Annotated in this window: 14 protein-coding genes and 1 tRNA gene; 8 read left to right on the top strand and 7 right to left on the bottom strand. The window is 63.4% G+C overall.

Going from position 1 to position 14,027, the window contains the following annotated elements:
• The first annotated feature begins 61 nt into the window (after positions 1-61).
• The 4 genes from D3250_RS00185 to D3250_RS00170 all read left to right on the top strand — a co-directional run bounded on the left by D3250_RS00185 (position 62) and on the right by D3250_RS00170 (position 3,442).
• Positions 62-991: a DMT family transporter gene (locus D3250_RS00185; RefSeq protein ID WP_119901371.1), complete on the top strand. Its 930-nt coding sequence runs from the start codon at positions 62-64 to the stop codon at positions 989-991.
• A 99-nt stretch (positions 992-1,090) separates the two neighbouring features.
• Positions 1,091-2,110: a bile acid:sodium symporter family protein gene (locus D3250_RS00180; RefSeq protein ID WP_119901370.1), complete on the top strand. Its 1,020-nt coding sequence runs from the start codon at positions 1,091-1,093 to the stop codon at positions 2,108-2,110.
• A gap of 22 nt (positions 2,111-2,132) precedes the next feature.
• A complete protein-coding gene (locus D3250_RS00175; protein ID WP_119901369.1) occupies positions 2,133-2,483 on the top strand; it encodes a DUF2200 domain-containing protein in 351 nt (116 codons plus the stop codon).
• A 146-nt stretch (positions 2,484-2,629) separates the two neighbouring features.
• The gene (locus tag D3250_RS00170) at positions 2,630-3,442 is read left to right on the top strand and encodes an alpha/beta fold hydrolase (protein WP_119901368.1); all 813 of its coding nucleotides are present in this window, start codon (positions 2,630-2,632) and stop codon (positions 3,440-3,442) included.
• A 4-nt stretch (positions 3,443-3,446) separates the two neighbouring features.
• Here D3250_RS00170 and D3250_RS00165 read toward each other — a convergent pair whose 3' ends face one another.
• Positions 3,447-4,052 carry a GNAT family N-acetyltransferase gene (locus tag D3250_RS00165; protein WP_119901367.1) on the bottom strand — a complete coding sequence of 202 codons (606 nt, stop codon included), beginning with the start codon at positions 4,050-4,052 and terminating at the stop codon, positions 3,447-3,449.
• Positions 4,053-4,134: 82 nt separating this feature from the next.
• On the opposite strand from D3250_RS00165, the gene D3250_RS00160 reads away from it, so the two are divergent.
• Positions 4,135-4,205: transfer RNA gene (locus D3250_RS00160), tRNA-Gly, on the top strand.
• Positions 4,206-4,351: 146 nt separating this feature from the next.
• Complete coding sequence (locus D3250_RS00155; protein ID WP_119901366.1) at positions 4,352-5,143, top strand: hypothetical protein; 792 nt, start codon at positions 4,352-4,354, stop codon at positions 5,141-5,143.
• A gap of 163 nt (positions 5,144-5,306) precedes the next feature.
• Here D3250_RS00155 and D3250_RS00150 read toward each other — a convergent pair whose 3' ends face one another.
• The 3 genes from D3250_RS00150 to D3250_RS00140 all read right to left on the bottom strand — a co-directional run bounded on the left by D3250_RS00150 (position 5,307) and on the right by D3250_RS00140 (position 7,823).
• Positions 5,307-6,068, bottom strand: a complete 762-nt coding sequence (locus D3250_RS00150) for a maleylpyruvate isomerase family mycothiol-dependent enzyme (RefSeq protein WP_119901365.1) — start codon at positions 6,066-6,068, stop codon at positions 5,307-5,309.
• Positions 6,069-6,105: 37 nt separating this feature from the next.
• Positions 6,106-6,699: a TetR/AcrR family transcriptional regulator gene (locus D3250_RS00145; RefSeq protein WP_119901364.1), complete on the bottom strand. Its 594-nt coding sequence runs from the start codon at positions 6,697-6,699 to the stop codon at positions 6,106-6,108.
• A 131-nt stretch (positions 6,700-6,830) separates the two neighbouring features.
• Positions 6,831-7,823 carry an alpha/beta hydrolase gene (locus D3250_RS00140; protein ID WP_225973052.1) on the bottom strand — a complete coding sequence of 331 codons (993 nt, stop codon included), beginning with the start codon at positions 7,821-7,823 and terminating at the stop codon, positions 6,831-6,833.
• A 256-nt stretch (positions 7,824-8,079) separates the two neighbouring features.
• Between D3250_RS00140 and thiO the strand changes: the two genes are divergently transcribed.
• Both thiO and D3250_RS00130 read left to right on the top strand, forming a co-directional pair.
• Complete coding sequence (thiO, locus tag D3250_RS00135) at positions 8,080-9,306, top strand: glycine oxidase ThiO (RefSeq protein WP_119901363.1); 1,227 nt, start codon at positions 8,080-8,082, stop codon at positions 9,304-9,306.
• A 62-nt stretch (positions 9,307-9,368) separates the two neighbouring features.
• Positions 9,369-9,869, top strand: coding sequence for a DUF3995 domain-containing protein (locus tag D3250_RS00130; RefSeq protein ID WP_119901362.1), 501 nt, complete (start codon positions 9,369-9,371; stop codon positions 9,867-9,869).
• On the opposite strand, the gene D3250_RS00125 is transcribed toward D3250_RS00130, so the two are convergent.
• From D3250_RS00125 to D3250_RS00115, 3 genes are read right to left on the bottom strand one after another with little or no spacing between them, the layout of a single operon-like run.
• A complete protein-coding gene (locus tag D3250_RS00125) occupies positions 9,847-10,683 on the bottom strand; it encodes an SDR family oxidoreductase (protein ID WP_119902194.1) in 837 nt (278 codons plus the stop codon). The two genes, D3250_RS00130 and D3250_RS00125, sit on opposite strands and share 23 nt — an antisense overlap.
• A gap of 11 nt (positions 10,684-10,694) precedes the next feature.
• On the bottom strand, positions 10,695-12,209 hold the full coding sequence (locus D3250_RS00120) for a succinic semialdehyde dehydrogenase (RefSeq protein WP_119901360.1): 1,515 nt from the start codon (positions 12,207-12,209) through the stop codon (positions 10,695-10,697).
• Positions 12,210-12,269: 60 nt separating this feature from the next.
• Positions 12,270-13,994: an ABC-ATPase domain-containing protein gene (locus D3250_RS00115; RefSeq protein WP_119901358.1), complete on the bottom strand. Its 1,725-nt coding sequence runs from the start codon at positions 13,992-13,994 to the stop codon at positions 12,270-12,272.
• Positions 13,995-14,027: the final 33 nt, after the last annotated feature.

Here is a 14,027-nt window from a genome sequence, read left to right as displayed (position 1 = left end):
CGTCTTCTCCCTGGATCGGTGTGAGTGGGAACATACTGTGCAGTCGTGAGGTTCCTCAATTGTGGAGAAGAAGCTGGCTGTAGGGGCGATTGTCGCGACCGTTGCGATGTGGGCCTCGTCGTTCGTAGTTATCCGTGCCTTCGCCGAGGAGCTCTCTCCCGGTCCCCTGGGCTTGCTCCGCCTCTTGGCAGGAGTGATCACGCTATCTGTGATGCTGCTCTGGCTGCGGCGCGGTCGAGCGCGGCTGCCGGGCCGCCGCGGCCTGCTGCTGGGTGCGGCATTCGGCGTGGTGTGGTTCGCGGTCTACACCCTCGCGTTCAACTGGGCCGGGCATTTCTTGGACGCTGGCACCATCGCCATGCTGGTCAACCTGGCGCCGCTGATGATCGCCCTGGGTGGGGGGTTCTTCTTCGGGGAGGGGTTTCCGCGCCAACTGTTCGCCGGGATGGCGGTTTCACTGCTGGGAATCGGTCTGATCACTTTCGCCGGCACCACTGGCCGGCTCTCCCTAGCTGGGCTGCTCATTGCTTTGGCCGCCGCCGTGCTCTACGCCGTGGGAATGCTGATCCAGAAGCTCACGCTTCGCCATACGGATCCACTGACTGCTACATGGATCGCCTGTGCCGCGGGCGTGGTCGCCCTACTGCCGTTTATCCCGCAGACCATCGCTGAGGTGGGCGATGCCTCCGCCGGCAGCATTGTCGGTGCGGTGTATATGGGGATCGGCCCCACAGCGTTGGCGTTCATGTTCTGGGGCTACGCCATGATGCAGTTCCCCGCGGGAAGGGTTGCCGCCAGCACTCTGAGCGTCCCGGCAATCGTAGTAGTCATGGCCTGGATCTTCCTCGCGGAGGTTCCGCCGGCACTGGCAATCATTGGCGGTGTCATCTGCCTGGTCGGAGTCGCTATCGTTCAATGGCGCACACCCCGGCGGCGGGGCAGAGGAAGTCACGCAGAGCCGACGCCCGACCGTGCCCCAGCGCCCGCCTGAGAGACGCCCGGCGCCATCGCCTCACTCAGCTGTCCACATGGTAAGAACCCGTGCTCCGGTCGTTGACCCTTAGAAGCGCCGCGGCCGACCATAAGCTCTATGCCAGACTCACCCGCACCCCCGAACCAGCCAAGCACCCCGGCAGACCAGTCTCCGCGCAGCGCCAAACTGGCGGTGACAGTCTTTCCCCTGCTCATCATCGCGGGTGCCGCTCTCGCCCTGCTAGCTCCGGCCACATTCGCTCCCTTAGGCGCGGGGGTCACCTACGCCCTGATGATCATTATGTTCGGCATGGGACTGACACTGACCCTGCCCGACTTCCTCATGGTGCTCAAGCGGCCCCTGCCCGTGCTGGCCGGAGTGGCTTTCCAGTTCGGCTTCATGCCGCTGCTGGCCTTCGGCATTGCCTGGGCCCTCCAACTGCCTCCCGCACTGGCAGCAGGGCTCATCCTGGTCGGTTCCGTACCCGGCGGCACCAGCTCCAATGTGGTCACGTACTTGGCCCGCGGCGACGTCGCGCTCTCCGTCACCATGACTTCGGTCTCCACCCTGCTTTCCCCGCTCCTGACTCCCCTGCTCGCCCTGTGGCTGGCGGGCCAGTATCTGCCCGTTCCCGCAGGTGATATGGCCTGGGACATTGTCCGGATCGTGCTGATCCCGGTGATCGGCGGCGTGCTGCTGCGCCTGCTGCTGCCCAAGATCGTTCAGGGTGTGCAGCCAGCGCTGCCGTGGATCTCAGTGCTGGGGATCACGTACGTGGTATTGGCGGTCGTGGCAGGTTCCTCGGAGGTCTTAGCCTCGGCTGGGGCGCTGCTGCTCCTTGGTGTGGTCCTGCACAACCTGCTCGGCTATGTCCTCGGCTACGGGGCAGCCATGCTCACCAAAGCGCCCGTGCCTACCCGACGGGCGGTCTCCGTGGAAGTCGGCATGCAGAACTCCGGGCTTGCCGCTGGTCTCGCCGCTGCTCATTTCTCCCCGGAGGCCGCCCTGCCCGGCGCGATATTCTCGGTATGGCACAACATCTCCGGGGGCCTGCTGGCCTCCTTCTGGGGATCCCGCCGCCCGAAGACGCCCCAGACGGAGCACGACGACGCCAGCACCACCCCGGTTGCCACCTGACCACCAGTGAGAGGACCGGAGCATGACCAAGCACCCCATCTACACCATGAGTGTGGCGCAGGTCTATCCGCACTACGTCAACAAAGCTGAGCGTAAGGGCCGAACCAAAGACGAGGTGGACCAGATCATCCGCTGGCTGACCGGTTATTCGCAGTCGCAGCTGGATGCCCAGCTGAAGGCCGAGAAAGATTTCGAGACGTTCTTCGCTGAGGCTCCTGAACTCAACCCCTGCCGAGCACAGATCACAGGCGTCATCTGCGGAGTTCGCGTCGAGGAGATCCAGGAGCCGACCATGCGGGAAATCCGCTATCTGGACAAACTCATCGACGAGCTCGCCCGAGGCAAAACTATGTCGAAAATCTTGCGCACCTGAGCCTCAAGGGCCTCCTGCGTCGGGAAAGGCGCATCTCCGAAGCCCTCGACACTTGTTCACCGGGCATTCGGAAACCTCCATTACAGTGACTTATCTCGGGGCGGAGAGTCCGCGCCGGGTCTGAGTCACCCATGTGAGAGGAACCAATGAGCGCTGAACCAGTGAAACTCCACATTGACGACACCGGCGGCACGGGCCGGCCCGTAGTGTTGATCCACGGCTGGCCCCTTGCTGCGGATTCGTGGTCCGAACAGATTGGGCCTCTGAGCGACGCCGGACACCGCGTGATCGCCTACGACCGCCGCGGATTTGGCCGGTCAGAGAAGCCGCAGGACGGTTACGACTATGACGCTCTCGCCGATGATCTGGATCAGGTGATTCGCTCACTCGATCTGCAGGACGTAACCCTCGTGGGATTCTCCATGGGCGGCGGCGAAGTGGCGCGTTATGCATCCCGCCACGGGATGGATCGCATCCACTCCGTGGTCTTCGCCGCAGCGGTGCCACCGTATCTGATGCAGAGCAGCGACAACCCCGACGGGCCGCTGGATGAAGAGACATTCCAGGGGCTGCGCGGCTCACTGGAGGAGGATCGCGAAAGTTTCTTCGACGAGTTCACCACCGGCTTCTTCTCCGTGGGGGAGGAGCTGACGGTCAGTGAGGAACAGCGCCAGGAAGCCGTCCAGATGGCCCGTCAGTCCGATCAGCACGCCGCGCTGGCCTGCATGGACGCTTGGGCGCACACTGACTTCCGGTCGGATCTTGACGCGGTGACCGTCCCAGCCTTGGTCATCCACGGCGACAGTGACGCCACCGTTCCGTTCGAAGGTTCCGGCAAGCGGACGCATGAGGCGCTCGCCGACTCCGAGCTTGCACTCGTCAACGGCGCACCCCATGGGCTCAATGTCAGCCACGTCACGGAGTTCAATGCAGCGCTGATTCCGTTCCTGGCTCGGTGAGTGCTCAGGCTGCGAGGTCTTCCCACTGGAAGGTTGTGGTCGTCCCAGAGACCCAGTCCTGACGAAGAATCGCATACGCTACCGAGGCTACCGGCTCACCACCCTCCATCGGCCAGCCTCGGCGGTAGTGGGCCTCTTTGACGAAACCTGATTTGAGGAAGACCTTGCGCATGGCGATATTGTCCTCGCGAGTCTGCCCCTCGAGCCTGTCCACCTCCGGATAGGTCTCGAAGACCACACGTGTCAGGCCCGGCAGCACTGCAGCGCCCCAACCGCGCCCTCGGTGCGCGTCAGCCAGGCGCAGGTCGAACAGCGGTGCTCCCTCGGTCAGATCATCCAGCACGACGACGCCCAGGCGCGTCTGATCTGCCCACACCCACCAACCCCTATGGTCGGTCTCGGAGGCAGCAGTGGTGGAGTAGTGTGCGGGGTTTCGCCCGTAGCGGCCCTCGCGAATTCCGGCTCTGACGCGCTCAACGCTCAGTTCTGCGCAGACGTGGAACGGGTAGTGCTGAGCAGTGAGGAAATCGGTGAGTGCGGCGGCGTCGTCGGGATCTTCAGGGCGCAGCGCAACGAAGCTGATCTCGGCCGAAGGTGCTGGTCTGGTCATATGCACAGAGTTTATCCGCAGCGGGGTACACTGATCACCACGCCGCCACGGTGGGATCACTCGCACTCATGGCGGCGCTCCAGCGGCTGTAGCTTAATGGCAAAGCTTCTGCTTCCCAAGCAGACGACGCGGGTTCGATTCCCGTCAGCCGCTCTCACTTCAAAACTGCCGGTCGTGAGCCGCTCAAGCCGCCGGATGAAGAGTAAGTCCTAGGCCAGGGCCTCTCTCCTACACAGGAGAGGGCATCCAGCCCACGGTCTTGATCTCTGAGAGTACATTCCCGCGGTATCGTTTCAGGGGTGACCTCTTCTCACTCCTCGCAGAACTCTGACGACGACACGGACCCTGGGCGTGTCAAGAAAGTTGTCAACCAAGCACCTGAGGAAGCAAAGGAACTCAGTGCCGCTGCCTTAGGCAACTCCGACGAAAAGCGGGTCGAAGAGGTTCGAGAACGCTGGGAAAACTGGTTGGCCTGGCCGGTGATGATCGCTGCCATTGCCTCGGTCCCGGCGGTGTTCCTCACCCTGCTGGATGAGCCCTTCGAGATGATCGGGCATGTAGGACTGTGGTTGGCCACCGCCGTGCTGATCTTCGAGACTGTGGTGTTCTTTCTCCTTTCGCCGAAGAAAATTGACTGGGTACGCCGCAACTGGTGGCTTATTGGTCTGACACTTGCAGCTGTTCTGGCGGTCATCTTCAGCATCGGCCCCATGCAGCTTTTCCGCGTCCTGCGCAGTGTGGGCGCCCTACGAGTGCTGCGCGCCAAACAGGTAGCCAAAGCCGGTGAGTCTCTGGCCAACAAAGGAAAAACGCGGTGGCGCCAACGGTTGGGGGAGGTCCTGGCCACTGTCGTCGTGGCGACGTTCGTGGTCCTGGCACTGGCGGTTCCGGAATCCGATGCACGGACGTTCCTTGAGGATCTCGTGGGCGAGGAGGGTGTTGTGCCGGCTGCGGTGGTAGCTGGTCTGATCACCATGACAGCGATGTATTTCTTGGTACGCAACCCTGGGAACCAGGAATCCAATGAGAGCGATGACCGCAGCTCGAGTTCTCAAGAAACGGGTGAACGGCAAGACGCCGTAGATGAGTAGCCGCAAGGCGGCGTCCTAGCCGATGTGCCGTTGGATGAGTCCAGCCATCCGAAGCCCACAAATCTTCAACAAGCTTCGATCAGGAAGCTCTGGGTCATAGCCTTTCTCCTACACAGGAGAGGGCTCATTCCTTCCTTAACAGTGCGGCAAGGTGGTTGGTGGTTCAGAACGGGACCTGAGTCGCTAGCTGACCACTGACCGGTGCGCGTCCGCTGATCGCGCGGCAGAACTCAAACGGGTCCATGGCGATGCGTTCACCGTCCCCGACCTGCCAATGTCCACCCGCGGGCCCGCTGAGCTCGAGGGTGAATGGCTTGCCGTGGCGTTGTGCCCATTCGTTCACGACATCCTCGACTAGGGCTCCTTCGTGATCTGCGGTAGCAACCATCGGTAACCCTGTAGCGCGGGTGATGTCGATCCGGTGCATGAACGGGTCGCGTGTGAGGATCACGTCCAGTAGGTAGCCGAAGGTCCATGTACCATCCGTTTCTTCCAGCATTGTTCGGTTTCGGAGGACTGCCGGTGATCTGCGTCTGTTGCTCACCGCCCGGGGGCTGAGTCTCCTGTATTCATCAATGACTTCTTCTGCGGTGAGACTCAGATTCTTCTCCACCTGCCATGCAGTGAGCGCATCGATCTGAAGGCCACCACTGTGCTTGGCCCTACGGGTTGCGGTCAACTGCTGACGAATCAGTTCGGGCACCGAGGCGGCCATCTGGACCATGCCCAGCATGTGACCGGCCATCGCGCGCACGTCCCACGCGGGGCAGTCGGTCTGGGCTGACCACTGCTCAGGTGTAAGCCGAGCCAGCAGGTCAGCGACGCGCTCATATTCGGTGGCCGCCAGCCGCATCGCAGAATCGCGGTCAAGCTGGGGGCGGCGTGCGTTATTTCTGTCAGTGAGCGTTGGCGATTTGGTGCTCATGACTGCTCCTTAGTGCTGGATGTGGGTGGGTGTGGGTTCAGGGCAGATCGAGGTGGTCGGCGTACATGTCTACAGCACGGTCAAGAAGGCGGGCCCAGCGGTCACCTCCGGGATCGTTGGCATGTTGGGCGTCGACCAGGCCTCCTATCAGCGCGGTGTAAAGATCCAAATCCTCTGGGTCTGTGATGCCGTTGCTGAAGAAGAGCTCCCGCGCCAGGTCGAGTGTGGCGACGGCGGGGGCGTAGTTCTCCTCGCTTGGGCTAAAACCGGGAATCGTCCGCAGGTTCATCAGCTGATGACGAGCCAGATCTTTGACCGCGAAGTCGAAGAAGGTGTGGGCGGCGAATCGGAGCGCCTCACGCGCACCGGCAGGCGCTTGTGCCTTTACTGACTCGAAGTGTGCAAGGCACTCGGTCCAGGCTTGACCGAACATTGCGTCGTAGATGGCGTTCTTCGAGTCGAAGTGTGTGTAGAGAGAAGGTGCCCGCATGCCCACCCGGTCGGCGACTCCACGCAGGGTTATCTGAGCCAGTCCGACCTCACGCGTCATGTCCCACGCCGCATCGATGATTTCTGCCTGAGTTGCCTCACGGCGCTCGGCCTGCCTATCGCGCTTAGTTTTTCCTAACATAGTTAGAAGTACAGCACCGTTGTCTTCGAATTGTCCAGGTTCCCCAGCCCAAGCGCAGCAGTAGCAGGGACCAGCGGATCCGTCACAACCTGGGACTCACCGGAGATCTCAGGGCGCCACTTCCGTCACTCTCACGTATGGATGGGGGGCCGCTCTGTCAGCGCACGTCGGATGAACGCATCTCGTACCGCCCAAGAGGTCTGAGAAACCTGCGCCTCCGGGGCTATGGAGTCGAAACTGTGAAAGCCCCCTCCCCACATGTGCAGGTCGACACTGACTCCTGCTGCTGACAGCCGGTGAGCGTAGTCGAGGGCTTCGTCGCGGAATGTCTCAGAGGATCCGCAGTCCAAGTAGGTGCGGGGCAGCCCGGAAAGATCTTCAGCTCGCGCAGCAGCGGCGTACGGAGAGACCTCGGATTCGCCGCGGTGGGAACCCAGCAGGGCTGTCCAGCCCATGCGATTCTCTTCGCGATCCCAAAGCCCTGCTTCGTCGAGCATCTGACTGCTGGGGGTCTCGAGGCGGTCATCGAGCATTGGGGCAATGAGTATTTGGTGTGAAAGCACCGGGTAACTGAGATCCCTGGCCATCAAGGCGGTGCTGGCAGCCAGTCCGCCACCCGCGCTGGTACCCGCGATGAGCAGGTGCTTGGGGGCGATCCCCAGTGCTTCAGCGTTCTGTGCGGTCCAGACCAGCCCCGCGTAGGAGTCCTGCACCGGCGCCGGGTGCGGGTTCTCCGGTGCGAGTCGGTATTCCACTGAAACCACTGTGGCGAGACCTTCTGCTGCGTAGCTGACGAGGGATTCAACCCCATTTCGCCGGGTGCCCATCACCATACCGCCACCGTGTATGTAGTATATTCCAGCGACTGGAGAGGGCGCGGACGTCGGCTTCAGGATGAGCACCGTGATATCCGGAGCTCCATAGGGCCCGGGGATTTGCCGCTCCTCCACCCGGACTCGTCCACCGGCGGTTAGATCGGGTTCGGGCTCCCCGGGCAGGCCCTCTGCCATGCTGTGACGCCGATCCTCCAGCCTCTCCAGTGAGAATGCGGGCGTGTTGGCACGGGTTTGGGCTAGGGGCTGAACCAGTTCCGGGTCCCAGGGCGGGATGGGGTACGCATTCACCGGTGTCCTCCTCGTGATGTGGCAGGTCAGCTCACTCTATGTGATCCAGGCAACTTCGGCCTGCGGCACGACCCCGGGAAGGCAACGCCTGACCCGAATACCGCCACTTTTCGGCGCTACCCTGCGATGTAGCGCGTGGTGTCGCCGAAAGGGGGTGGACTTCGCGTTCAGGAGACAGGGTGGGGGGGGGGAGGAGCTCAGCGCCGGGACTGCTCAAGATTTAGGCACTCAGGTGGAGAAAGTAGGCTGGTCAGCTATGGCGAGACCTGCTGCATCCCACACCGCTGGACCCCGCACCGCAGTTGTCGGTGGCGGCGTCGTCGGACTGCTGACTGCCTGGCAGCTGCGGCTGACCGGGCACGCAGTGACGGTCATCGACCCAGATCCGGGCGCAGCGGCCTCCTATGCCGCCGCCGGCATGCTCGCTCCGATCAGCGAAGTCCAATACGGTCAGCAGGAGCTCTGGAATCTGATGACGGCGTCCCGGACGGAGTATCCAGAATTCGTGAGCACCTTGGAGCGCGCGGTCAGTACGCCCTCGGGATACCGGGAGAACGGGACCCTCCTGGTGGCCGCTGACCCGGGCGATCGTGCCGCCGTGGCTGATCTGGTGGCGGTGCAGCAGGGCCACGGCATGGAGGTCAGTCCGCTCACCAGCTCCGCGCTGCGTCGCCAGGAGCCTGCGCTCCGACCGGGCCTGGCCAAAGCTTGGAGTGTGCCAGCTGATCACCAGGTGAACCCACGCCAGCTCATCCGGTGTGTGACCCAGGGGCTGAACGCGGCGCTTGAGACAAGCGACTTCCCTGATGCGGGGCCTCCTGCAGCATGGGTTGCACGCCGAGCGACTCGGGTGGAGACCACCAGGCAGGGCGGACTGCACATCCACTACGACGACGCAGCGACCGACAATTTCAGCAGTGCTGTGTTGGTGCCTGGGCTTGGGTACGGACAGATCGCCGGGGTCCCCGAACACCACGCACTGGACCTGCGGCCTGTGCACGGCGATGTTGTTCGGCTCCGGGTGAGGAATGAGCAGCTGGCCCGAGGGGAGGAGCAACTCCTCTCGGCGACCGTTCGCGCCCGGGTGGGCGGCCGCTCCGTATATCTGGTACCGCGAGGCTCGGACGACCCCCTGGAGCCTAGGGGGCTAGTGATTGGCGCCTCTTCTCGGGAGGACGGCATGGTTGGCACACACACCGGCAGTGTGGCCGAGCTGCTGGAAGATGCGGCGGCAGTGCTTCCGGCTGTGCGGGAGATGGAACTGGTGGAGATCACCACTCGGGCACGCCCTGGAACCCCTGATGATCGTCCTTACCTGGGGGTGGCGGCGGGTGGTGCCCCAGTGGTCATCAGCACTGGGTATCACCGGCACGGCATTCTCCTGGCTCCACTGGCTGCCCGACTCGGCGCCGCGCTGCTCAACGGCGACTCATTCACCGACAAGGACGAACAATACTTGGGGGCCTGCGCGCTTACTCGATAAGAGTTACTTGCCCACCACATCCCGGGACCCATAGGACAAGCGCCTGCACGCAGAGGAGCGTCATGACAGCAGCCCAGTTCGCCCGCCCGAAGTGGGCTGAACGCCGACCGGCTGGTCTGCTGTGGGCGGCTGGGATCATTGGCCTGCTCAACGCGGCTCCCAACTTCTACTGGGCCTTGGGGGGTGAACTGCTCCTAGAGACGATAGGAATGTGGCTGGTGGAGCTGCGTTCCGACTTCCCGCTCCGGACTGGCATCGCGCTCCTGACCATTGCGTTGACCAAGACCACCGCGAGCCTCTTGCCGCTGCTTCTCCTGGGGCACTCCCGGCACCGTAGGCTCTGGTGGAGTGCGGCGGTGGTGGTTTGCCTGGCCCTCATCCTCTACGGCGCAGTCGGGGTGGCACTCAATCTCGCCCTGCTGCTCTTCACCTCGGTAGCGGATCCGACGGGGCGGATCGGGCAGGCAGTCATCTGGTATCCCATGCTCCTGCTTTGGGGGCTCCTCCTGGCCCTGGGCCTCCGTGCAGTCATGCGAAGCACTAGAGGCCGGGATGCGGCGTAGCGCTCGCGCTCAACGCCCGTGGATCCCGGAATGCATCCATGGCGGTGCCCGTCCCGAAGAACGCCATCATCCTGTCGAAATGCCGGACATTCATGGCTCGGGCTACCGGGATAGTGCGAGCCAGCGGCGGCATGATCAGCTGTGATCTCTGTCGCTCAACTCCCCGGAGGATCTTCTCCGCCACCCGGGACGCGGACAAGCGGGGGAGGAGCTGTGGGAATCGCGTGGACACGCCGTCGAACTGTGCAGTGTCCAGGTGAGAGGGGCAGACCGTCAGTGAGGTGACGCCCGTACGGTCCTGGCTGAGCTCGCCACGCAACGCCTCGGCGAATCCGAATGCTGCGAACTTGCTCGCGGCGTAGTCGGTCAGGCCGGGAATACCGACCAAACCGGCAGAGCTGGCTACGGTGACCACAGCCCCATGGCCGCGGCTGATCATCCCATCAAGAAAGGCGCGAGTCACCCAGAAGAGCGCCAGCGTGTTGACGTTCAGAGTCTCAGAGATTTGGTCCTCAGAGGTCTCCATCAGGCGTTGACCATTGATGACGCCAGCATTGTTGATCAGTACGTCAACATTCCCGCAGTGCTGGGCGGCCTGACGAACTTCCTCGCGGTCTGCGACATCAACGGTCATCGCCGTGGCAGTGCCGCCGGCGGAGGTGATCTCCTCAGCTGTGGCCCGACCTCCGGCCTCGTAGAGGTCCCAAATCACCACATGTGCACCCCGGGCGGCTGCCTTGAGTGCCAGGCGGCGTCCAAGTCCGCTGGCACCTCCAGTGATGAGGAGTCGTCGGCCGGTGAGGTGATAGCGCACGATCGGCCATGCTATCGGATCCGTCTGAGCGCCCGCACTCCCATCATCATCATCTGTGCCCACTGCCGCAGGGGGACCCCCGGGATCCTTGCCACCGGTGCCAGGCGCTGACGGGCTACGGTTTGGGACTCGGTGTACTTAGTGATGCCCTCACGGCCGTGTCGACGTCCGATGCCAGACTGGGCGAAACCTCCCATAGGGGCATCCATAGATGCCCAGGCGGCAGTATGTCCATCGTTGATGTTGACGCTGCCTGTCCGAATCTGCTGGGCAACCTGATCTCCCCGCTGCCGGGACCAGACGCTTGCCACCAACCCGTACTCGGAATCGTTGGCAGCGGTGATAGCTTCCTCCTCATCGTTGACCCGATACAGACTCACCACGGGCCCAAACGTCTCTTCACGGTGCACGCGCATTTCATCGGTCACCCCGGTGAGCAGCGTGGGTTCGTAGAAGTAAGGGCCGATGTCCGGGCGTGCCCGTCCTCCGGTGAGAATCTCCGCGCCGGCGTCGACGGCCTCATTGACGCGTTCGGCAACCCTGTTGAGCTGGGCTGGGCCGACCAGGCTGCCCACATCAACGTCCCATTTCAGCCCTGCGCCGAGCTTCAGTGCGTGCACCCGCTTCACCAGTGCGGAGGTGAAATCCTCCCACCGGGAGGAGTGCACGTAGATGCGCTCGATGCTCATGCACAACTGCCCGGTGTTGGCGAAGCAGGAGCTCACCGCCGCTCGGGCAGCTTGGGAAACGTCAGCGTCTTCCAAGATCAGCATTGGGTTCTTCCCACCGAGCTCGCCGGAGAATCCGATCAGGCGCTGTGCGCAATGTTGAGCGACCACCTTCCCGGTGGCAGAGGACCCAGTGAACATCACATAGTCCGCTTCATCCACCACAGTCGCACCGGCTTCCTCCCCCGAACCCAGCACTACGCTCATAAGCTCCGCCGGTAGTCCGGCCTCCCGGAGTAGGGAAACCAAGCGCAGAGCGGTGTGCGAGGTCTGCTCATCGGGTTTGAGAACGACGCCGTTTCCGGCTAACAGAGCCGGCAGTGAGTCGGTGACGGGGATGGTCAGAGGGTAGTTCCAGGGAGTGATGACCCCGACCACGCCCAGAGGGACCCGGCGCTCATAGGTGTTGGTCAGGAGCGGAAAACCTCCCTGACGCGTTCTGGTGCGCAAGGCTGCTGCACCCTGACGGACCAAGTAATGCGTCCATAGTCCTATGTCGGCTAACTCTTCGGCGGCGCTGATACGCGCCTTGCCAGTTTCCCGCTGGGTCAAGTCCAAGAGCTCGCTCTGGTGGTCGAACACCAGGTCGGCGAAGCGACGAATGACCTCAATGCGCTGCTCCACGGGCGTCTGTGACCAGTGCCGCTGAGCCTCCCGGGCAGCAGCGAACGCATCGCGGATCTGCTCCGGCGACGATCTGGGCAGCGTGCCCACCTCGGTCTCGTCGAACGGACAGGTCACGGTGAAGCTGCGGGGCTCACCGGTGGACGCGGCGTGGGGGTCTTCGCGGGGATCCATAGGTGCGATCGTAGTTGGTCAGCACAAGGCGCGAACGCTCAGCGCAGCACAACGTTGCGGTCAGGCCAGCGTCAGACCCCGGTATCGGTTCACGGCGGCATGGACTTCGTGGGCCCTTGGTCTGGCGAGGTGCCCAGGATGCCCGCGGTGCGGTGACAGCACATCTAATCCGTGCTCTTCGACCTGATTCAGGATCTCCACCACCAACGTGCTGAGTTCCTGGGCGCCGTCGGCGGCCTCGGCAAGTCTGTCCATGATCTTTGCGATCGCTTCAGTCTGCGCGGGGTCAACCACTTGTGCCAGAGCCGCCAGGTCGATCAGCTCCTTGCCAAACTGCACTGTGTCGCGGCCCTTGGCCCGTGCCGACTTGGTCTTACCGGAAGGGCGCAGCGAACCCGTGCGCAAGGCACGCCCGCGAGCGGGCGGGAAGGTGGGAGTCGATGAGCTGGAATCCTCCGAATTTCCCGGGCTCGCACTCGCGGTCGCATGCTCGGCGGCGATGCTGCGAGCGCGTTCCGTTACGTCTTGGAGCGCGTAATCCTGGAGAGCTATCACCTGGTCGGCCACCTCGAAGAACGCACCGGATCCGCCAGCGACGAGCACCGTGGAGACCCCGCGTTCGGTGAAGAGGGGCCGAACGCGTTCCACAAATGGTGTGATGGGTTCGCGATCAGCGGGAATCAGCTGGCGCATGCGCTCGTCGCGGATCATGAAGTTGGTGGCCGAGGTGTCTTCGTCGATCAGCAGCGCAGAGGCCCCAGCCTCCACGGCCTCCACCAGGTTTGCCGCCTGCGAGGTGGACCCGGAGGCGTTGGTGGTGCTGAAAGCTGCCGTGTCCGTTCCCGAAGGAAGTCCCGATATGAACGGTGAGATGTCAACCCCTGTCACGGCCCTGCCGTCCTCGGCCCGGATGGAGACCGCCTCCGGTCGGGTGATGACCCACTCGCGCCCGTCGCCGGCGATGTGCGGGTAGACCCCGCGCTCAATGGCGCGAAGCAGCGTGGACTTTCCGTGGTATCCGCCGCCGACAATCACCGTCACTCCCTCAGGGACGCCCATACCGGTGACCTGGCGGCCGCTGGGCAGAGTGAAGCGGGTGCGCATTGAGTCCGGGCTGGCAAACTCAACCACGCCGTGCTCCAAGGGCCTGTCCGAGTTGCCCGAGCGGCGGGCAAGCGTGGACCCGTCACCCACAAAGGCCACCAAGCCTTCCTCAGTCAACTCTCCGCGCAGGTACTCCTGGTCACGGTAGAGACGGACGTGATGCTCCAGGGCCTGAGAGTTAAGTGAGGTGTGCAGCAGTGCGGCCGCCGCGATCTCCGGGAGCTCCTGGGTGAGCAGGCGTGCGGCCTTCTTCCCCAACGCCTTGCGTCCGGCGGCGGGAAGCTCCACTGCGATCCGGGCCTCCACGGTTTCCGGCGAAATCTGCACACTCGAACGTTCCAGCACCTGCTGTCCCGGAGCTCCGATGCTCACTGGGCCCTTTCTGCCGTCTTCGGGTTGCGCGGAACGGGAACGTGCAGCCTCATCGAAGGCCCGGGTGATGTAGTCCCCGACGGCTATGCGTCCGGCCCGGTCGGCGACAAGATGCTCAGGGAGGTCTGCTGCCTCCCGCGAAATGCTGATCCGCATCAGTGACGGCGGCGCGAACGGATCAACCTGCACCTTGTCCACACTTAGGGTGAACGCTCCCAGGCGGTGGACTCCGGCAATCTGCTTGTATCCTCCGTAGCCGCGTCCGTCGAGGGTATGGAGCGTGCGTTCTAAGGCGGAGCGGTCAGTCATCTGCCTGGCCTCCTCATCGGCTGTTGGTCGTGA

It is taken from the genome of Nesterenkonia natronophila, from assembly GCF_003595215.1.
In the GTDB taxonomy this organism is placed as follows: Bacteria; Actinomycetota; Actinomycetes; order Actinomycetales; family Micrococcaceae; genus Nesterenkonia; species Nesterenkonia natronophila.
The sequence above is the reverse complement of the archived record's forward strand: the minus strand, read 5'-3'. Positions and strand labels throughout refer to the sequence as shown.

Coding starts and splice junctions, on each gene's coding strand:
- thiO (WP_119901363.1), top strand. CDS start 8,080: ATGGCGAGACCTGCTGCATCCCACACCGCTGGACCCCGCACCGCAGTT.
- D3250_RS00130 (WP_119901362.1), top strand. CDS start 9,369: ATGACAGCAGCCCAGTTCGCCCGCCCGAAGTGGGCTGAACGCCGACCG.
- D3250_RS00145 (WP_119901364.1), bottom strand. CDS start 6,699: ATGTTAGGAAAAACTAAGCGCGATAGGCAGGCCGAGCGCCGTGAGGCA.
- D3250_RS00175 (WP_119901369.1), top strand. CDS start 2,133: ATGACCAAGCACCCCATCTACACCATGAGTGTGGCGCAGGTCTATCCG.
- D3250_RS00180 (WP_119901370.1), top strand. CDS start 1,091: ATGCCAGACTCACCCGCACCCCCGAACCAGCCAAGCACCCCGGCAGAC.
- D3250_RS00170 (WP_119901368.1), top strand. CDS start 2,630: ATGAGCGCTGAACCAGTGAAACTCCACATTGACGACACCGGCGGCACG.
- D3250_RS00165 (WP_119901367.1), bottom strand. CDS start 4,052: ATGACCAGACCAGCACCTTCGGCCGAGATCAGCTTCGTTGCGCTGCGC.
- D3250_RS00120 (WP_119901360.1), bottom strand. CDS start 12,209: ATGGATCCCCGCGAAGACCCCCACGCCGCGTCCACCGGTGAGCCCCGC.
- D3250_RS00150 (WP_119901365.1), bottom strand. CDS start 6,068: ATGAGCACCAAATCGCCAACGCTCACTGACAGAAATAACGCACGCCGC.
- D3250_RS00115 (WP_119901358.1), bottom strand. CDS start 13,994: ATGACTGACCGCTCCGCCTTAGAACGCACGCTCCATACCCTCGACGGA.